At 49.6% G+C, this 18,743-nt stretch carries 16 protein-coding genes; 14 read left to right on the top strand and 2 right to left on the bottom strand.

The window, feature by feature from the left end; all coding sequences use genetic code 11:
• Positions 1-17: 17 nt before the first annotated feature.
• The 8 genes from ABR335_RS09705 (at position 18) to ABR335_RS09670 (ending at position 10,047) form a co-directional block, all read left to right on the top strand.
• Positions 18-1,004, top strand: a complete 987-nt coding sequence (locus tag ABR335_RS09705) for a DMT family transporter (RefSeq protein WP_061086900.1) — start codon at positions 18-20, stop codon at positions 1,002-1,004.
• A 159-nt stretch (positions 1,005-1,163) separates the two neighbouring features.
• A complete protein-coding gene (locus ABR335_RS09700; protein ID WP_350346149.1) occupies positions 1,164-2,156 on the top strand; it encodes a thiamine pyrophosphate-dependent dehydrogenase E1 component subunit alpha in 993 nt (330 codons plus the stop codon).
• Positions 2,157-2,181: 25 nt separating this feature from the next.
• Positions 2,182-3,210: an alpha-ketoacid dehydrogenase subunit beta gene (locus ABR335_RS09695; RefSeq protein WP_035184900.1), complete on the top strand. Its 1,029-nt coding sequence runs from the start codon at positions 2,182-2,184 to the stop codon at positions 3,208-3,210.
• A gap of 26 nt (positions 3,211-3,236) precedes the next feature.
• Positions 3,237-4,448: a dihydrolipoamide acetyltransferase family protein gene (locus ABR335_RS09690; protein ID WP_350346148.1), complete on the top strand. Its 1,212-nt coding sequence runs from the start codon at positions 3,237-3,239 to the stop codon at positions 4,446-4,448.
• Between the two features lie 16 nt (positions 4,449-4,464).
• Entirely contained in the window at positions 4,465-5,844 is a 1,380-nt protein-coding gene (gene lpdA, locus ABR335_RS09685; protein ID WP_035184897.1) for a dihydrolipoyl dehydrogenase, read from the top strand.
• 150 nt (positions 5,845-5,994) lie between these two features.
• Positions 5,995-7,827 (top strand): sigma-54-dependent Fis family transcriptional regulator, encoded by a 1,833-nt coding sequence (locus ABR335_RS09680; protein ID WP_014098301.1) that lies wholly within the window; start codon positions 5,995-5,997, stop codon positions 7,825-7,827.
• A 60-nt stretch (positions 7,828-7,887) separates the two neighbouring features.
• Positions 7,888-8,943 carry a mechanosensitive ion channel family protein gene (locus ABR335_RS09675; RefSeq protein WP_035184893.1) on the top strand — a complete coding sequence of 352 codons (1,056 nt, stop codon included), beginning with the start codon at positions 7,888-7,890 and terminating at the stop codon, positions 8,941-8,943.
• 132 nt (positions 8,944-9,075) lie between these two features.
• Entirely contained in the window at positions 9,076-10,047 is a 972-nt protein-coding gene (locus tag ABR335_RS09670; protein WP_014098299.1) for an MBL fold metallo-hydrolase, read from the top strand.
• Positions 10,048-10,442: 395 nt separating this feature from the next.
• On the opposite strand, the gene ABR335_RS09665 is transcribed toward ABR335_RS09670, so the two are convergent.
• Entirely contained in the window at positions 10,443-11,666 is a 1,224-nt protein-coding gene (locus tag ABR335_RS09665) for an IS110 family transposase (RefSeq protein ID WP_013858393.1), read from the bottom strand.
• A 410-nt stretch (positions 11,667-12,076) separates the two neighbouring features.
• Between ABR335_RS09665 and ABR335_RS09660 the strand changes: the two genes are divergently transcribed.
• Together ABR335_RS09660 and ABR335_RS09655 are read left to right on the top strand one after the other, a co-directional pair.
• The gene (locus ABR335_RS09660; RefSeq protein WP_014098298.1) at positions 12,077-12,415 is read left to right on the top strand and encodes an SCP2 sterol-binding domain-containing protein; all 339 of its coding nucleotides are present in this window, start codon (positions 12,077-12,079) and stop codon (positions 12,413-12,415) included.
• Between the two features lie 221 nt (positions 12,416-12,636).
• A complete protein-coding gene (locus ABR335_RS09655; RefSeq protein WP_315958372.1) occupies positions 12,637-13,542 on the top strand; it encodes a R2-like ligand-binding oxidase in 906 nt (301 codons plus the stop codon).
• A gap of 175 nt (positions 13,543-13,717) precedes the next feature.
• Here ABR335_RS09655 and ABR335_RS09650 read toward each other — a convergent pair whose 3' ends face one another.
• Positions 13,718-14,284 (bottom strand): O-acetyl-ADP-ribose deacetylase, encoded by a 567-nt coding sequence (locus tag ABR335_RS09650; RefSeq protein ID WP_014098295.1) that lies wholly within the window; start codon positions 14,282-14,284, stop codon positions 13,718-13,720.
• Positions 14,285-14,408: 124 nt separating this feature from the next.
• Between ABR335_RS09650 and ABR335_RS09645 the strand changes: the two genes are divergently transcribed.
• From ABR335_RS09645 to ABR335_RS09630, 4 genes are all read left to right on the top strand, one after another.
• Positions 14,409-14,588, top strand: a complete 180-nt coding sequence (locus ABR335_RS09645; RefSeq protein ID WP_014098294.1) for an H-type small acid-soluble spore protein — start codon at positions 14,409-14,411, stop codon at positions 14,586-14,588.
• Positions 14,589-14,688: 100 nt separating this feature from the next.
• On the top strand, positions 14,689-15,444 hold the full coding sequence (locus ABR335_RS09640) for a 3-hydroxyacyl-CoA dehydrogenase (protein ID WP_035184886.1): 756 nt from the start codon (positions 14,689-14,691) through the stop codon (positions 15,442-15,444).
• A 250-nt stretch (positions 15,445-15,694) separates the two neighbouring features.
• Positions 15,695-16,846 (top strand): thiolase family protein, encoded by a 1,152-nt coding sequence (locus tag ABR335_RS09635; protein ID WP_035184884.1) that lies wholly within the window; start codon positions 15,695-15,697, stop codon positions 16,844-16,846.
• Between the two features lie 101 nt (positions 16,847-16,947).
• Positions 16,948-18,456 (top strand): class I adenylate-forming enzyme family protein, encoded by a 1,509-nt coding sequence (locus tag ABR335_RS09630; protein WP_350346147.1) that lies wholly within the window; start codon positions 16,948-16,950, stop codon positions 18,454-18,456.
• Positions 18,457-18,743 lie beyond the last annotated feature (287 nt).

The raw sequence follows: 18,743 nt of genomic DNA, 5'->3' as shown, positions 1-18,743 counted from the left end.
TAAAAAGGATGTGGGAGATGTTGCGTCCGGTCTTATTAGGGGTATGTGCCGCCTTCTTTTTCGCGGTGACATTTGTTTTAAACCGGTCGATGGAACTGTCGGGCGGCAGCTGGATTTGGAGCGCCTCCCTCCGGTACATTTTGATGGTTCCGTTTTTGCTTGTGATCGTGCTTGCCAGGAAAAATTTTCAAGCCTTATGGGCGGAAATGAAAAAGCATCCGGCCGGGTGGTTATTGTGGAGCTTTACCGGTTTTGTTCTTTTTTATGCGCCGTTATGTTTTTCAGCAGCCTATGCGCCCGGATGGCTCGTGGCCGGCACCTGGCAGATCACGATTTTATCCGGTTCACTGCTTGCCCCGTTCTTTTTTAAAACGGTGGAGACGCCGAAGGGCCTGCTGAAAATCCGGGAACCCATCCCGTTCCGCGGCTTGCGCTGGTCGCTTGTGATTTTGCTCGGCGTTTTGATGATGCAGCTTGAGCAGGCCGGCCGGATCAGCTTCCGGGAAATGATGCTGGGTGTCCTTCCCGTCATTGTGGCGACTTTTGCTTATCCTTTGGGCAACCGGAAAATGATGGAATTGTGCGAAGGCCGGCTCGATACATTTCAGCGTGTGCTCGGCATGACACTTGCCAGCCTGCCCTTTTGGTTTATTCTGTCATTGTACGGTTTAAAAGCGTCCGGCCCGCCGTCCGGAAACCAAATCGTGCAATCAGGCGTGGTTGCGGTCTTTTCCGGGGTGATTGCCACGGTATTGTTTTTCCGGGCAACCGATCTTGTCCGCGGCGACATGCAAAAATTATCGCTTGTGGAAGCGACCCAGTCATTGGAAGTGCTGTTTGCGCTGTTCGGGGAGATGGCCATTTTACCGGTTGCGGCGCCATCGCTGTTGTCCTGGTTCGGCATCATCACAGTTGCAGCCGGTATGGTGCTGCACAGCCTGATGTCACGAAAACCCGTTGCACCGGCTGCATGGAAAATGAAAAAGTCAGAAATCAGCGGATAAGAAAATATGGGAAAAAATGAGACAAAATGAGACAGCTGTCCCGGTTTGTCTCATTTTTTTATGTGCCGGGCAGACGAAGCAGGATGAAAGCGGGGTTTTCAATTGGCACGCTTTTTGCTTGTTTACCAAGTGAAAGATGACGATAAGGAGGATGGATAAATGGAAACAGTAAAAGCGGGCGAACTGCAGATCACGAAGGAAAAAGCGCAGTGGATGTTGCAAAAAATGTTTGAAATCCGCAAGTTTGAAGACAAAGTGCATGAAGTGTTTGCGACCGGCATTTTACCGGGTTTTGTCCACTTGTATGCCGGCGAGGAAGCGGTTGCGGTCGGCGTTTGCGCCCACTTAAATGACCAGGATATGATCACAAGCACACACCGCGGCCACGGCCACTGTATCGCGAAAGGCTGCGATTTAAAAGGGATGATGGCGGAAATTTACGGGAAAGCGACAGGCCTGTGCAAAGGAAAAGGCGGTTCCATGCACATTGCCGACCTCGACAAAGGCATGCTCGGCGCAAACGGGATTGTCGGCGGCGGGTTCCCGCTGGCTTGCGGCGCGGCATTGACAGCGAAAGTTAAAAAGACAAGCAATGTAAGCGTTTGCTTCTTTGGGGACGGCGCAAATAACCACGGTACGTTTCACGAAGGCATCAATCTGGCAGCCGTATGGAAACTTCCGGTCATCTTTGTGGCGGAAAATAACGGCTACGGGGAAGCGACGCCATTCCATTATGCATCAAGCTGCAAAACGATTGCCGACCGCGCCGTTGCTTACGATATTCCGGGTGTCCGTGTCGACGGGAAAGATATTGTTGCGGTGTACCAGGCGGCAAAAGAAGCGGTGGAACGCGCCCGCAACGGGGAAGGCCCGTCGCTGATCGAATGCGTGACGTACCGGAACTACGGACATTTTGAAGGGGATGCCCAGACTTATAAAGCGGAAGCAGAAAAGGCGAAGCAGCTGAATGAAAAAGATGCGATCGTCCAATTTAAAAAATTTGTGCTTGAACAAAACCTGCTCAGCGAAGCAGATATCAACAGCCTGGAACAAAAAGTGGAACAGGAGATCGAAGAAGCTGTGAAATTCAGCGAAGAAAGCCCGTATCCGGACCCTTCCGAACTTTTGAAAGATGTCTATGTATCCTACTAATCTATGAAAAAAGGAGGCCTTTCCAATGGGAAGACAAATTTCTTTTTCGCAGGCCATTAACGAAGCGATGAAACTGGCGATGAGAAGAGATGAAAATGTAATTTTGATGGGGGAAGATGTTGCCGGCGGTGCGGAAGTTGATCACCTGCAGGATGAAGAAGCATGGGGTGGCGTGCTTGGCGTGACGAAAGGCCTTGTCCAGGAATTCGGCCGCGGGCGGATTTTGGATACGCCGATTACGGAAGCGGGCTATATGGGGGCTGCGATGGCTGCTGCTTCAACAGGATTGCGGCCGATTGCAGAGCTCATGTTCAACGATTTTATCGGCAGCTGTCTGGACGAAGTGCTCAACCAGGGTGCGAAATTCCGGTACATGTTCGGCGGCAAGGCGCAAGTGCCGGTGACGGTCCGGACGATGCACGGCGCCGGTTTCCGGGCGGCGGCCCAGCACTCGCAAAGCCTGTATGCGCTGTTTACGTCGATACCGGGCTTAAAAGTCGTCGTGCCGTCAACGCCATATGATGCGAAAGGGCTGCTTTTGGCTGCGATCGAAGACAATGACCCGGTTATCTTTTTTGAAGATAAAACGCTTTACAACATAAAAGGGGAAGTGCCCGAAGATTACTATACGATTCCGCTCGGTAAGGCGGACAGGAAACGTGAAGGAAGCGACATCACCATTGTTGCAATTGGCAAACAGGTGCAGACGGCGCTTGAAGCGGCAGAACGGCTTGCCAAAGACGGCATCGAAGCGGAAGTGATTGATCCGCGCAGTTTATCGCCGCTCGATGAAGGGGCGATTCTCCAGTCGGTCGCAAAAACAAACCGGCTCATTGTGGTCGATGAAGCGAACCCGCGGTGCAATGTGGCAACCGATATTGCGGCACTTGTTGCCGATAAAGGGTTTGATGATCTGGATGCCCCGATCAAACGGATCACGGCACCGCACACGCCGGTTCCGTTCTCGCCGCCGCTTGAAGATTTGTATTTGCCGTCCGCCGGGAAAATTGTGCAGGCGGTATCAGAGCTCTTGGGAGAACCGGTCGGGCAATAACAGACAGATAGAAAGGAGTGGTTGGCATGCCGGTTGAAGTTATTATGCCCAAACTTGGGATGGCGATGAAAGAAGGAACCGTTTCACAGTGGAATAAAACAGAAGGAGAAGCCGTTAAAAAAGGCGACCCGATCGCTAGCATCAGTTCGGAAAAAATAGAGATGGAAATCGAGTCCCCTGCGGACGGCAATGTATTAAAAATCAATGTGCCGGAAGGAAAGGGCGTACCGCCGGGAACGGTGATTTGCTATATTGGAAACCCGGATGAAGAAGTGGCGGCAACAGCAGCCCCGGTGCAGGAAGAAAAAGGACAAAAAGAAGAAATAAAGGCGGCCCGTCCCGCACCGCTCCCGAAAAAACCGGGGAAAGTGCGCGTGAAAATTTCCCCGGTCGCGCGGAAAATGGCGGAAGCAGCAGGCATCAAACCGGAAGATATAAAAGGGACCGGGCCAGGGGGCAGGATTACAAAAGAAGATGTGGAACAGGCAATTGCGTCAAAGAAAGAAAGCCGCAAACAGGACAGCCTCATCCAGGCGCCGGCAGGAAAAGAACCGAAGCACACACCGGTATCCGGCATGCGCAAAGTGATCGCAGAACGCATGCATGCCAGCCTGCAATCGGCTGCACAGCTGACGATCACGATGAAAGCGGATGTCACGGAACTATTGGCGCTAAAAACGCAAGTGAAAGAGACAATTGCAAAACGATACGGCAGCAAACTGACGATCACGGATTTTATAGCAAGAGCTGCCATCCTTGCCCTCGAAAACCATCCGGAAATGAACAGTGCGTTTATGGATAACACAATTGTCACTTACCCGGAAATCCATTTGGGCATCGCAACGGCGGTTGAAAAAGGGCTGATTGTCCCGGTCATCCGCAACGCCGACAGCAAATCGCTGATCGACTTGGCAAAAGAAATCAAAGAAAAAACAGCGGCAGCAAGATCCGGGAAACTGCCGGCAGATGAGATGCAAGGGTCCACTTTTACCATTTCAAGCCTGGGTGCAAGCGGCGTCGAATTTTTTACGCCTATTTTGAACCCGCCGGAAGCCGGAATATTGGGTGTCGGTGTCGTTTCGGATGAAGCTGTTTTTATCGGGGACAAAATTGAAAAAAGGAGCCGGCTGCCGCTCAGCCTGACGTTTGACCACCGCGTGCTCGACGGGGCGCCGGCAGCGGCCTTCCTGCAAACGGTCAAGCAATATTTGGAAGAACCGGTTACGATGCTTTTGTAGGAAAGAAGGGATCAGGATGGAAACCATCGGGATTTTAGGCGGCGGGCCTGCGGGCTACGTCGCTGCCATTACAGCAGCACAGCAGGGTGCGGATGTCATTTTATTTGAACAGGCGACACTCGGCGGTACATGCTTAAATGAAGGGTGCATGCCGACCAAGACGCTTTTGGAAAGTGCAGGGCGCTACCGGGACATCCGGGAAGCGGACAAATTCGGGATCCGGGTGAACAAGGAAGCGGTGTCCATTGACTGGTCCTCCCTGCTTGAAAGGAAAAATGCGATCGTTTCCCGGCTTGTACAGGGCATTCAATACTTAATGAAGAAAAACAAAATCAAAATCGTGCAGGGAAAAGCGGCATTCCAGTCACCCCATGTTGTTCTTGCAGAAACAGCAAACGGCACGGTTGAAATAAAAGCGGACCAGTTCATCATCGCAACAGGGTCTGAACCGAGCTCCCTCCCGTTTGCGCCGTTTGATGGCAACTGGATCATCGACAGCACGCAGGCCATGTCTCTTCCCGGCCTGCCTCCATCGCTCGTAATTGTCGGCGGCGGGGTAATCGGTTGCGAGTTTGCGAGCATTTACAGCCGGCTTGGGACAAAAGTGTCGATCATAGAGATGGCCCCACATATTTTGCCGGGGGAAGATGCGGATATCGCGAATATTTTAAAAGAGCAGCTTGAAAAAGACGGGGTGGACATTTATACATCTGCTGCCGTAAAAAAACTGGACCGTGATAAGAAATGCGCGCTGATTGAGCAGGAAGGGGAAACGCGCGAGATTTACGGGGAATACGTGCTTGTTTCAATCGGCCGGAAACCGTCTGTCAACGGGATCGGCCTCGAAAATGCCGGGGTGGCGTATGAAAAATCGGGCATAAAAGTCAATGAAAAGATGCAGACGAACATCCCCCATATTTATGCCTGCGGCGATTGTATTGGCGGCATCCAACTTGCACATGTCGCTTTTCATGAAGGAAAAGTGGCCGCGCTCAATGCATGCGGAATGGAGGCAAGTGCGGATTACAAAGCCGTTCCCCGCTGCATTTATACGTTTCCGGAAATTGCCGGCACCGGCCTCACCGAAAAGCAGGCGAAAGAAATGTACGGCGCTGTTCGGATCGGCGAATTTCCGTTTTCGGCAAACGGAAAAGCGATGATCAGCGGGGAACAGGTTGGGAAAGTGAAAGTCATCATCGAGCCGGAATACGAAGAGGTGGTCGGCTTGTCCATTTGCGGCCCGCATGCAACAGAACTGGTCGGGCAGGGGGTATTGATGCTGAACGGGGAAATGACGGCTGATTTGCTTGAGCGCTTGATTGCCGCTCATCCGACCGTCTCAGAAGCCATCCATGAAGCCGTTTTAAATGCACAGGGGCATCCGGTGCACGTATAATCATTCCCGGCAGTCTCTCAGACTGCCGGGAATATTCATAAGCCCTGTCTACATATTGAAAACGCTTTCCGTATTCGATTATAATAGAAAAGAACATCACGACTTTCTTCCTGATGCGCAATTTTCTATGATGAGTCGGAGGGATGAAAGATGGCTGTATGTTATTGGAATACGTGGAAAAAGTTTGTGCAGGAAGGGACATTGGATCCCGAGAGAATCAACAACCGAATCGCTGAATCGTGGTACCGCTGTAAAAAACGGGATGTGAACCCGTATTTGCGGAAAGGGCAGCATATCCTGCCTGTTGAAAAACTATTGGCACACCGGGAAAGGCATAAAGATTTTTTAAATATTGCCGAACGCCATGTGAAAAAGATGGAGCCTGTGTTTCAGGAAGCCGGCATGATGGCGCTCCTGATTGATCCTTGCGGGCATGTGCTGTCCGTATCAGGAAACCGGAAAACCATTTTTGAAGCGCAAAAAATTAATTTTGTCGAAGGGGTTTGCTGGACGGAAGAGCGGGTCGGCACGAATGCGATCGGCACTACGCTTGAGACAGGGGAAGCCGTGATGGTGAACGGCCCTGAGCATTTTTCGGTTGCCTCCCACCAGTGGAGCTGTGCAGCCGCGCCGGTTTACGACAGCCAAAGGAATCTTGTTGGCGTCATGGACTTAACATGTCCATATACCGAATCCCACCCTTTCATGCTCGCCATGGTTTCATCGCTGGCTTATACAGTAGAGCAGGAAATCGTACGCATGGCAAAAAGCCGGCATGAACGTTTCATCCAAAAAGCTGTTGAACTTTCGGACCAGTACGGGGACCGGTTACTCGTCATTACGGATGAAGAAGGAAAAGCCGTTGCGGCAAGCCGGCCGCTTCGGAAGAAAATGCCGGATTATTTTGGTAGAACGATTGAAGAAATGACCTCCCAAACGGATACCATTGTGAACCAATCCATTCCATTGCCTTCCAGCCGGGAAAAAATCGGCACCTGTTTCTTTTTGTCTGAAAATAAAAATCTTTCCGGCACCCTTCTTCAAAAAGAAAAGTTCGTCTTCCGTGGCGTCACCGGTATAAGTAGAAGTTTTCAGGAAACGTTGCGCAAAGCCCGGATTGCTTCCCTTTCCGATACCACTTGTTTTATCACGGGTGAGACCGGAACTGGAAAGGAGCTGGTCGCACGAGCCATCCATGAAAACAGCAGCCGGAAAAACGGCCCGTTTATTGCCGTCAATTGCGGGGCTGTGCCGAAAGAATTAATGGAAAGCGAGTTTTTCGGTTATGCCGACGGGGCTTTTACCGGCGCAAAACGGGGTGGCCATAAAGGAAAATTCGAGCAGGCCCATGGCGGCACCTTATTTCTTGACGAAGTGGCCGAGCTGCCGTCTGCCATGCAAACGGCGTTGCTCCGCGTCCTGCAGGAAAGAAAAGTCGTGCCGGTCGGTTCTGCAAAAGAAGTAAGTGTGGACGTCCGGATTATTGCCGCGACCCACAAGGATTTACCGAAGCTCGTCAAAGAAGGGAAGTTCCGTGAAGATTTGTTTTACCGCCTGTATGTTTTTCCCGTCCGCCTTCCTGCTTTGCGCGAAAGAAAAGAAGACTTGCCTGCTTTGATTCAGTATATCAGCAGAAAGAAAAATCAAGACGTCGAAATCCCGCCGGCGGTTATGAAGAAAATGCAGGATTATCATTGGCCCGGCAATATCCGTGAACTGATGAATGTGATTGAAAACGTCCGACTGCTTGCTGTGGCCGGTGAAGAAGAAGCGGAACGGTATGTGGACGAATATGTTTCCGGAGAGACCGGGCTTAACGGCATGGAAAAACAGGTCACGACGCTGAACCCGCGGGAAGCGATTGAGCGCGATATGATACTGGAAGCTTTGAAACATACGAAAGGAAATGCGGCGGCAGCGGCGAAAATGCTGGATATTCCGCGCAGCACATTTTACAGAAAACTGCGGAAATACGGCTTGTAACGATTGAATGCCCGGTTTCAGGGTATAGAAAAAATATCATCTTGGAACCGGGTGGTTATGTTGTTGGATACAGTATGGAAAGAATTCTCGGACATTCATCTTTTTCGTTTTGCGCTTGATACGGTCGTTTTGCTTGTTGCCGGCAAGCTGTTGAAGTGGACGGTATCCGTGCTTGCAAAAAGGAACCGCCGGCTGCAAAAAACGGTCGTGCCGGCGGTTTATTCAATTACAAACTGGGCTTGTTTATACGGTGTACTTTTGATCTTCCTGTTTGATTTCTCCGATAACAGGTGGTTGTTTTACCCGCTTTATTCCAAAGGCGGGCTCGATGTCACGCCGTTTTTGCTGATTGTTGCTTTAATGATTGTCACGCTCGCGCACAGGCTTGTGAAGCTTCTGACAAAATATGTGCTTTCAACCGTTTATGACCATTATCACGTTGACCGCGGACTCGGGTATACGTTTAACCGCCTCATTTATTATACCGTCATGATTGCTGCACTTTGTATCAGCTTTACAACGGTCGGCCTTGACCTGTCTGCACTTGGGGCGGTTTTAAGCGTAATCGGGATCGGGCTCGGCTTTGGCATGCGCAACATCGCGGCAAACTTCGTATCCGGGATCATCATTTTATTTGAACGCCCGATTGAAGTCGGTGAAACGGTTGAAATCAATGAGGAAACCGGCAGAGTGGAGAAAATCAATCTCCGCTCTACAACGGTCCGGCTCGATAAAAGCGGTACGCTGATTGTTCCAAATCAATATTTTATTGAACAGGTCATTAAAAACCGGACGACGGAAAAGCCTTCTGCTTCTATTCAGGTCAGCGTCAGTTCCGAAATGGATACAAAAAAGGTGGAAAAGCTATTGCACGAGGCTTTTGAAACAGTAAAAGAAGCAGATCATGGTCTCGCACCGGATACGATAGCGTCTGTAAAGTTGATCCGGTTGCGGAACCATAGCTTTGATTTTCTTGTAGAGATCCCGCTTTTGCCGGGCAACCAGAAAGATGAGATTGAAAATGAAATGCGCCATGTGATCGTCCGGCTGTTCCGCGAAAACGGCATTGAATTTGCAAAAGAACCGATCGAACAGGTGATTTTGCGGGACAGTTGAGCCCAGCCCAAAAAGGCAGGTACTTATGGCACCATCTGCCTGATTGGCGGCATCATGCATACGATTAAAAAAAGTGAAAAAGTTTGCCCCAGTTCCTCCGAAAAGTTATGCTTATGGTAGGAGGGGATGGATTTGGCAAGTTTTACAGAGAAAAAGGATTCATGCGACTTCACGAAAGTGGCGGAAAATGTATGGAAACTGGTCGTCCGTTTTCCATTCGGCATGCGGGAGGTCAATTGCTATCTTTTTAAAGGAAAAAAAGGGTACACGATTGTGGATACCGGGGACTTCCATGAAACGGCGAAGGAAACATGGAACAAAGTGCTGGCATCGGTTTTTCCCATTGAAAAAATTGTGCTGACACATTCGCATCCCGACCATCTCGGGCTTGCGAAATGGCTGAAAGAAAAATACAGTGTACCTGTTTTCATGTCCGATTTAAGCTTTCAGACCATGCAGGAAACAAAGGCCCGTTTTGCCGTTTCACATGATAAATACGAAGCGGTTTTGCAAAAGCATGGCGGGCCGACTTTGCCGAAACGGAATTTTGCACGGGAGATCCCGAAATATGATTTTGAACCGGACGGCCTTTTTAAAAATGGCGAACAGGTTCTGCTCGGTGATGATCCTTACGAAGCGATCCGGACGCCTGGCCATGCGCCGGACCATTTTTGTTTTTACAATCGCAAAAAGCAAATTCTGGTGCTCGGAGACCATGTGTTAAAAGACTTGTCCCCCATTGTTGCCGCCTGGTCTGAGAACGACAAAAACCCGCTTGGGGATTATTTTGATTCGCTTGACCGGATTAAAGACCTGCCTGTCAAAGTGGCGCTTCCGGGGCACGGCGGGCTAATTGAGGATGTAAAGGCGCGGGCGGAGAGCATCCGGATGCGCCATGAGCATAGACTCAAGCAAATTGTCATGTCGCTTCAAGAAGGAGAGAAAACAGCGGCGCAAATCTGCCGGGATACTTATGGGGATATGGCAATAAAGCAATTTTTCGCTCCGTTTATGGCAACAATTACAAGATGTCTTTATCTGGAATTTGCCGGAAAAATATCGAGCCGACTGGTGAATGGACAAATTTTATATTTTTTGCCCTGATCAGCTCGCATCTGCTTCAGCTTAAGAGGCAGATGATTTTTTTGCGCCGAAGGAAAAGACGTGCAGCCGGTAAACCAAAAACCGGTTGTTCAAGTTTGCGCAGAAGGTATGGCTTTAGACGGGCGATAAATATAGGGCAAGCAGAAAACCGGGCTTCCGATTTCCCTACATATATAGGAATTGGCCTTGAAAGGTTCGGAATATATAATCAGTTGTGAAAGCTATTTTTTTATAAAAAAGTCCTACGGTGTGATGTCAAGGGTTAAAAACAAGTGAATTGGAAATTTTGTTGGCTCTATGTCGTAAAAATGGCAATACTGAACTAAGCCTCCAGATAATTGGAATAATCTGGAAGTTTTCAAGTTCAGGCTATCGATGATGGTTACCTGGTTACCTCATCGCGTCACCTTCTTTTTCGGCGCATAAATTTGATCGTTGCGGAGCAGCGCATCGATCAGGCGCACCAGTTTTCTTGCCGTTAAGACGAGGGCGCGTTTGTGTGAGTGCTTATGCACCTCACGATATTTCTTTTGGTAAAAGGCGCGGTACTCAGGTTCGTGTCGCCGGACCAGATTGGCAGCCTCAACCAGGTAATACCGGAGATAACGATTGCCTGTACGCGCAAGCATTTTGTCATCAGCCTCAAAATCACCCGATTGGTGGCGGGGCCAGAACAATCCAGCAAATTTTGCGATCGCGGCTTGGTCGTCAAAGCGCTCAATGTCGCCGATTTCAGCGAGAATCCCAGCACAGCTCACCGGGCCTATTCCCGGAATGGTCTGGAGGGTATTCGGGATTCCATCAAGAACGCGGGCAATCGCCTTATCCAAATCCTTGATTTGGCGTTTAAGATGCCGGATGATCTCAATAGAACTGCCCAGGACCAAGTCAATCGAATCCTCCACACATTTAGAAAGCCGGTAAGAGGACCGGGCAGCTTTTTGGATGGATGCGGCCAAATCCTCGGGATCGCTAAAGCGGCCATGGCCTTTGGTCTGGAGATACATCGCTAAGTCCTCTAGAGGCATTTGGGCAATTTCATCGAGGCTATAGGCCTCAAGCAAAAATTCCGTTATGGCATGGCCGAAGACCGGTGTATCCACTTCAAGGTTAAAGGCACTGAATTTGAAAAACAGATGATTCAAAAATACCTGTTGTTCCCGGGTTAAACTTTGAATCAGGTGATAGCGCATCCGTGTTAACCGTTGAAGGGCAAGGTATTGTTCTGACTGAATCACGGATTTCGGCAATCTCCCGAAACGCAAGCGGTCCGCAATTACCCAGGCATCTTTGGGATCGGTCTTGTCCATCTCGGCATAAGCCTTTTTGAAATTTCTCACCAGCTTCGGATTCAGGGTAAACACCTTTGTACGACGCTGTTTCAGCTCGGGATCTTCATGGAAAAACATTGCCGGGTGCCAACTATACACAGATGTGGCCTCCATGGCGATCTGGATGGTGTCATCCGCCTCCGCATGTTGGAGGATGGCGTCTCTTAACTCAGAGGCACCGGGAAGATTGTTTGTCACCGTTTGGGTGGCCAACGTTTCCCCCATTCCATCCATCAGGCAGGCATCGAGGTTTTTGGAGCTCACGTCAATACCGACAAATAAGGGCATATGATTTCCTCCTCTCTGTATTGGGATCGATGGAATCGGACGCTTCGGGATATCCCCAGATGGCTTGCCGATCTGTCAGCCTCGCGTATGAGAACTCATCCGGGCCGTGGGCTGCCTGGAACTGCTCATTTCCAGCACGGAGATCCGGAGGAACGGCCTACGGGTTAGACGTTCAAGCAAGAACCTGGGGATGCAGACTTTTCGAGTAGTCAGGCTACAAGGAGGGGAAGCATTGACCCAAACGATCCTAAGACCATTATCCGGGAACATCGCGAAGCGTCCAAGTCCGAACTTGTATTCCGGGCGAGCCCGGAATACAAAATCTTATATTCACTTGTCAATGAGCAGCAGAATGAACTGGAAATTGACATCCACTTTGGATTTAAACTTATTATACAAGGAGGAACCGCATGGAAACCGTTGACGAAATTTTTCAAACAATTGATGCTGCCTTAAAGAAAGATCCTTCCCGGTCACAAGGAATGAATGCGGTATACCAGTTTAATTTAAGTGGGGAAGAAGAAGGGACTTACCATGTCGTTATGCGTCCGGAAGGCAGTTACGCTGGGGCGGGGGAAGCGGAGGATCCGAATTGTACGCTCTCCATGTCATCCGCTGACTTTAAAAAACTGGTGCAAGGCAAAATGAACGGCACGACGGCTTTTTTAACCGGCAAACTCCGGCTGAAAGGGGATATGGGGCTGGCTTTGCGGTTGCAGGACGTTTTGTCAGCATATAACGCTTCCTGATGGAAACAAAAGAAGCGAAAGCCCTTTACAACACCGCTCCTGGGATCCGTTTTGAAAAAGGGAAACCCTGGTGTGGCAAGGGATTCCCGCTCGCTTGGGTGTGCCGGCACAGAAGTTGACCGGATTTTTTGGCGGAAGCTGATAAACCGAGCACCATGCCTGCCGGTTAGAGGCACGACAGGACCGTTCCGGCATGGCGCACCTGACAAGGAGATGAAAAGATGGTGCATGAACGTTTTCAAACCGTTGAGGGTCAAATCAACTGGAATGACCCGATGTATAAGCTTTATGAAAAAGCAAAGCGGAACGGCGGGTGGAATCCGGCTGACATTGATTTCAGCCAAGACCGGGAAGATTTTCTCCAATTAAGGGAGGAAGAGAGGATAGCATCGTTACCGCTTATTTCCTCTTTTTCAGCCGGGGAAGAAGCGGTTACGCTCGATATTTTGCCGATGCTCCATGCGATGGCAAGACAGGGCCGGCTTGAAGACACGATGTTTTTGACCACCTTTTTGCACGATGAAGCCAAACATACGGAAATGTTTTCGCGCTGGCAGCAGGCAGTGGGCGTCGGCGATCTTGATTTATCGGCCTACCATAATGACAGCTACAAGCGGATTTTTTACGAAGCGCTGCCCGAAGCAATGGAGCGCCTGTATACAGACGATTCGCCTGAAGAGGTCATCCGTGCGGCGACGGTTTACAATATGATTGTGGAAGGCGTGCTTGCGGAATCCGGTTATTATTCGTTCAGGCAGATTTATAAAAAATCCGGCTTGTTCCCGGGCATTTTACAGGGCATTGATTATTTAAATATGGATGAAGGCAGGCATATCCAGTTTGGCATTTATACGATACAGCGGCTTGTAGTTGGAAATGAGGAAAGGTTTAAATTGTTCCATGACTATATGGATGAGTTGTGGATGCATGCTTACGGCGTTGTCGAATACCTTGTCGGACTGGCGGTTTTACAACGGGAACAGTCAAATTTTGAATCGCAGATTGTATTCGAGCCGGATATAATGCGGCAATACGCTGTTAAACAGTTTCATATTCGAAAAAGCAAGATCGACCGGGCCAGAAAATACAAGAACCTTACCGAATTGGAAGCTGCTGCAGATTCCTAAAACAGAAGACCCCGGGCCCGGGGATCCAGCGGGAGGACAAAGTAAGTTTCCCGGTGAAGCGGCATGGATGTGGAAAAACGGCGGCAGCTGCGAAACATCTGTAAAAATGTCTCTGCTTCCCGGTTTTCCAGCACGTACCGGCCCGGGCAAAAAAGCCGGCATGCTGTGCGAAACCTCAATTTACCAGGATTGTCACTTTATTGCCCGATTTTTCGCTATCATATGAAATGCTTTTCCATTCTGTTGCTGCTTTTTCGTACGCTTGTTTTGTCCGCTCGTCAAAACACACCATCCACACTTCCTGCACCGAGTCGGAAGTTTCAAGGAATGTACAAATGGTGCGGACAGCGATCCGGGCAGCCGCATCCAGCGGGAAATGGTATACACCGGTGCTGATGGAAGGAAAAGCAACCGTTCGCAGTCCTTTCGATTCAGCGAGGCGCAGGCTGTTTTGGTAACTGTTTTCCAATAATTCGGCTTCATGATGGCCGCCTCCCTGCCAGACGGGGCCGGGCGTATGAATGACGTATTTTGCCGGCAGCCGGTATCCTTTCGTCATTTTTGCTTCGCCGGTCGGGCATCCGTTCAATTTCCGGCATTCCTCAAGGAGCTCGGGCCCTGCTGCTCTATGGATGGCCCCGTCCACACCACCGCCGCCGAGCAGTGTTGTATTCGCCGCATTTACGATGGCATCCGTTTTGACTTTTGTAATATCGCCAAGTACGATTTTAAAAGACTTCATCTCCATCATCTCCGTTTCTGTTCTTTGTTTTATTTTAACAGGAAGGGGTGGATGTTTAAATACCGGTATAGTTTCACACTCCCCTATCCATACTTTAATTGTAAAAAGAAACGGAGGTTTTGGTATGGATGCAAGACGTGCGCAGGAAATTATGAATGTGCCAGAAATGGTGACGGTCACTTTGAACGGGGAAAGGATTTACATCGAGCATGTTGACCGGCAGGAAGAAACAGCAACGGTGCATACCCTTGATCATCCGGATAAAAAGATGAGCGTTCCCGTCAACCTTTTGCTGGAACATTAAAACCGCTTTTTGAGCGGTTTTTTTTCGGTTGACAGTGAAAATACAAACATTTAGAATTTTAGATACGGAACAGATCTTCATGGGAGAGGGGTTTAGTCAAATGAATCTGGAAAACAGCACAGCCATTGTAACCGGCGGGGCATCAGGGCTCGGGGAAGCAACGGTAAGGAAATTGGTGGAAACGGGCGCGAAGGCGGTTGTTTTTGACCTTCAACAGGAAAAAGGAGCAAAATTGGAGCAGGAACTAAAAGGGCGGGTTCGTTTTTTCAAAACGGATGTAACGGATGAGAAAAGTGTTCAAGATGCGCTAGAACAAATTGAAAGCGTTAACATACTGGTAAATTGTGCCGGCATCGGAGCGGCGAAAAAAACATACGGCAAAAGCGGCGTACATGATCTTGCCTCTTTTCGGAAAGTGATTGAGGTGAATCTGATTGGCACGTTTAATGTGATCCGGCTTACCGCTGAAAAAATGGCACATAACAGCCCGAACGAAGAAGGGGAAAGAGGAGTGATCATTAATACAGCCTCGGTTGCCGCTTTTGAAGGGCAGATCGGGCAGGCAGCCTACAGCGCGTCAAAAGGCGGCATTGTCGGGATGACGCTTCCGGTTGCCAGGGATCTTGCCAGCCTTGGCATTCGTGTTGTCACGATTGCACCGGGTGTATTTGAAACGCCGCTTTTCGCTTCTTTGCCAGAAAAAGCAAGGGATGCGCTTGGCAAGATGACACCGTTTCCTCCCCGTCTCGGACGGCCGGCAGAGTATGCGCAGCTTGTCCAAAGTATTGTCTTGAATCCGATGCTGAACGGGGAAACGATCCGACTTGACGGTGCGATCCGGATGCAGCCGAAGTAATGTGAAGCTGATGATGGAAAAATCCGCCTGGCAGGCAGGCACGGGAAACATCTCAAAATCGCACGCGCAAGGCGGATTGGGCCGGTTGCTTAACGGGTCGATAAAAACAGTCCGGGCCGGGCACCATTTTCAAAAGAGTCCCGTGCAAATGCGAGACTAAGACAGGAAATACGGGTTTACAAGCGGAATCGCAGTTTAAAAACGCAGGGTATAAGATGAATGGAATATTTTTATGGTGAGGGGAATGCGGATGCGGGAAGCGGTCATTATAGAAGCGGTTCGGACACCCGTTGGAAAGCGGAATGGATTATTAAGCGGGATCCGGGCAGAAGAGCTGGCGGCGAAAGTTTTACAGGAAGTGGTCGAACGGGCGGGGATATCTCCGGATATGGTGGAAGATGTGATCATGGGCTGTGTTTCCCAGGTCGGGGAACAGGCGTCTGATATTGCGCGGCAGGCAACGTTGATCGCAGGATTTCCGATTGAAGTGCCCGGCGTTACCATTGACCGCCAGTGCGGATCCAGTCAGCAGGCGGTGCATTTTGCAGCTCAGGCGGTTCTCTCCGGCGATATGGATGTGGTGATTGCAGGCGGGGTTGAGAGCATGTCGCGCGTTCCGATCGGCTCCAACAGGAACGGCGCCGCATTCAGCAAGTTGCTCACTGCAAAATACAACATGATCCATCAGGGGCTGTCCGCAGACTTGATTGCGGAAAAGTGGGGCATTAGCCGTGAAAAGATGGACCACTATGCGCTTGAAAGCCACAGGCGTGCATTGCAGGCGCAAAAAGAAGGGCGTTTTGACAGGGAGATCATGCCGGTTGAAGCGGAACAGCCTGATGGCAAGACCGTGACAGTTGTGAAAGATGAAGGCCCGCGTTCAGATACATCGATTCAGAAATTGTCCGCGCTGAAACCGGCTTTTCAGGAAGACGGGCGTATCACGGCAGGTAATGCGAGCCAGATTAGCGACGGGGCAGCTGCCGTTTTAATCATGTCCCGCACAAAAGCAGAGGCACTTGGCCTGAAGCCGCGGTTCCGAATTCTCGCCCGGACCGTTGTTGGGTCTGATCCGACACTGATGCTGACAGGGGTGATCCCGGCTACGGAAAAAGTGTTATGTCAGGCGGGGCTTTCGATTGATGACATCGATGTATTTGAAGTGAACGAGGCATTTGCTTCCGTACCGCTTGCCTGGCTTTTAGAAACCGGCGCCAGTCCGGAAAAACTGAACCCGAACGGCGGTGCGATTGCGCTTGGCCATCCGCTTGGCGCAAGCGGGGCGCGGCTCATGACAACGCTAATACACGAGCTGGAACGAACAAACGGTCGTTACGGCTTGCAAACGATGTGCGAAGGTTACGGTATGGCAAACGCGACGATCATTGAAAGATTGGATTAAAAAACATGTTGTTTCCGGCTGGGGAAAGGAGCGTATCACCGCAGCCGGCGCTTTACTGCGGCAAACGGAAAAACCGGGTTTTTCGAACAGGAGGAGTAAAAATGTTTGTTGGGCAACAGCTCAAATGGCATGCCATTCATCAACCGGACCATATCATTACGTCTTACCGGGGAAAGAAAATGACTTATGCTCAATTTTACCGGGAGGCGATAAATGTCGCCGGCTTTTTCCAAAAAAAGGGGTACAAAAAGGGAGACATTATTGCCCTTTTTCTTCATAATTCCGATGTGCTGCTCATTGCCTATTATGCCTGCCAACTGGGCGGTTTCACAGCCATGCCTGTCAATACAAAATTGGCACCACCCGAAGTGCAGTATATTTTTCATCACTCAGAAGCAAAAGCCCTCATCTATGATACCCGTCTGCTCCATATATTGCATGAAATTCCGCGCGAGTTTCATCAATTCCAAGACCGCCTGATGGTCGGCGGGGAAGACACATTCCGGGCTATTGCCGGAGAAAATACGGATGCTTTTATGCCTCCCCAAATAGAGGCAGATGATACTGCTGTGATTTTTTATACATCCGGCACAACCGGCAGGCCAAAAGGCGTCATGCTGTCTGCCGCAAATGTCCGGGCAGCGGCACAAATCTGGGCTGAGGCAATGGATTTAAGCAGGGAAGACCGTGTGCATATTGTCACCCCATTATTCCATTGCGCGGCATGCCATGTCTTTAGCATTCCGGCCATCTACCGTGGTGGCACCATGATCATAGAAGAACAATTTTCCCCTGAGAAAACGCTTGAAACAATGGAAAAAGAAAAAGTTACTGTTTTCTTCGGGGTGCCGGCAATGTACAGTATCCTTCTCAATGCGCCGAAAATGGCTGAAGTTGACCTGTCTTATTTGCGATTGTTCTGTTATGGTGCGTCTCCGATGCCGTATGAACGTGTGCGCCAGTTAAAAACGCGTTTTCCGACAGTAAAAGTACAAAATTTATACGGCCAGACCGAAAATGCGCCGGCAGCTTCAACATTAACTGACCGTTTTGCTATGGAAAAGGCAGGTTCGGTTGGCCAAGCATTGCCGCAAACGGAAATTCAAGTGGTAGATGCGGGCGGTTCACCTGTTCCCGCCGGGGAAGTAGGCGAAATCATCGTTAAAGGGCCGCAAGTCATGAAAGGATATTTGAAAAATGAAGAAGAAACGCGGAGGGTATTGCAAAACGGTTGGCTTTACAGCGGAGATTTGGGCTATTTCGATGAAGCCGGCTTTCTGTATTTAGTTGACCGTAAAAAAGATATGTTAATACGTGGAGGCGAAAATGTTTATCCGGTGGAAGTAGAGGAAGTGCTGTATGAAATGCCGGAAATTTTGGAAGCGGCAGTAGTCGGAATTCCGCATGAAATATACGGGGAAGTGCCAAAAGCCTATATTGTCGTGAAAAAAGGCGAAACATTGACAGAAGAAAAAGTGTTTGCCTATTGTTCGGGAAAACTTGCAAAATATAAATGGCCGGCCGAAATTGAATTTTTACAGACGCTTCCACGAAATGCGAGCGGGAAAGTTTTAAAACACGTTTTGCGAAAACAAATTTCCGGGGTGTAAGGCAAACAGCACGGCAGCAAAAAATACCCATTTTGAGAAAGGGCGCCCGTGCCGTTTGGGAAAAGCGTAATGCCGGCAATGCGCCGGTATTTTTTTGTTTAATTTGGTTTAATAACACTATGTGCTAAAAGATAAATAATATTTGACCAAATGTTTGCACGATAAAAATGAACGAATTTTTACCATTCTTTTGCCGGCTTAGCCGGATGCACGGTTGATATAAAACGCGACTCCATTTTATAGAAATGAAAGGGTTTCAGAGCAGATTTTATAAAAATTACACAATG

Origin of the sequence: Heyndrickxia faecalis, assembly GCF_040267745.1 — a bacterium.
Lineage (GTDB): Bacteria > Bacillota > Bacilli > Bacillales > Bacillaceae_C > Weizmannia > Weizmannia faecalis.
The sequence above is the reverse complement of the archived record's forward strand: the minus strand, read 5'-3'. Positions and strand labels throughout refer to the sequence as shown.

Bases quoted from the DNA above. Each gene is read 5' to 3' on its own strand.
- ABR335_RS09650 (WP_014098295.1), bottom strand. From the start codon at position 14,284: ATGAAGTCTTTTAAAATCGTACTTGGCGATATTACAAAAGTCAAAACG.
- ABR335_RS09680 (WP_014098301.1), top strand. From the start codon at position 5,995: ATGGCTGTATGTTATTGGAATACGTGGAAAAAGTTTGTGCAGGAAGGG.
- lpdA (WP_035184897.1), top strand. From the start codon at position 4,465: ATGGAAACCATCGGGATTTTAGGCGGCGGGCCTGCGGGCTACGTCGCT.
- ABR335_RS09640 (WP_035184886.1), top strand. From the start codon at position 14,689: ATGAATCTGGAAAACAGCACAGCCATTGTAACCGGCGGGGCATCAGGG.
- ABR335_RS09630 (WP_350346147.1), top strand. From the start codon at position 16,948: ATGTTTGTTGGGCAACAGCTCAAATGGCATGCCATTCATCAACCGGAC.
- ABR335_RS09660 (WP_014098298.1), top strand. From the start codon at position 12,077: ATGGAAACCGTTGACGAAATTTTTCAAACAATTGATGCTGCCTTAAAG.
- ABR335_RS09665 (WP_013858393.1), bottom strand. From the start codon at position 11,666: ATGCCCTTATTTGTCGGTATTGACGTGAGCTCCAAAAACCTCGATGCC.
- ABR335_RS09655 (WP_315958372.1), top strand. From the start codon at position 12,637: ATGGTGCATGAACGTTTTCAAACCGTTGAGGGTCAAATCAACTGGAAT.
- ABR335_RS09700 (WP_350346149.1), top strand. From the start codon at position 1,164: ATGGAAACAGTAAAAGCGGGCGAACTGCAGATCACGAAGGAAAAAGCG.
- ABR335_RS09690 (WP_350346148.1), top strand. From the start codon at position 3,237: ATGCCGGTTGAAGTTATTATGCCCAAACTTGGGATGGCGATGAAAGAA.
- ABR335_RS09695 (WP_035184900.1), top strand. From the start codon at position 2,182: ATGGGAAGACAAATTTCTTTTTCGCAGGCCATTAACGAAGCGATGAAA.
- ABR335_RS09635 (WP_035184884.1), top strand. From the start codon at position 15,695: ATGCGGGAAGCGGTCATTATAGAAGCGGTTCGGACACCCGTTGGAAAG.
- ABR335_RS09645 (WP_014098294.1), top strand. From the start codon at position 14,409: ATGGATGCAAGACGTGCGCAGGAAATTATGAATGTGCCAGAAATGGTG.
- ABR335_RS09705 (WP_061086900.1), top strand. From the start codon at position 18: ATGTTGCGTCCGGTCTTATTAGGGGTATGTGCCGCCTTCTTTTTCGCG.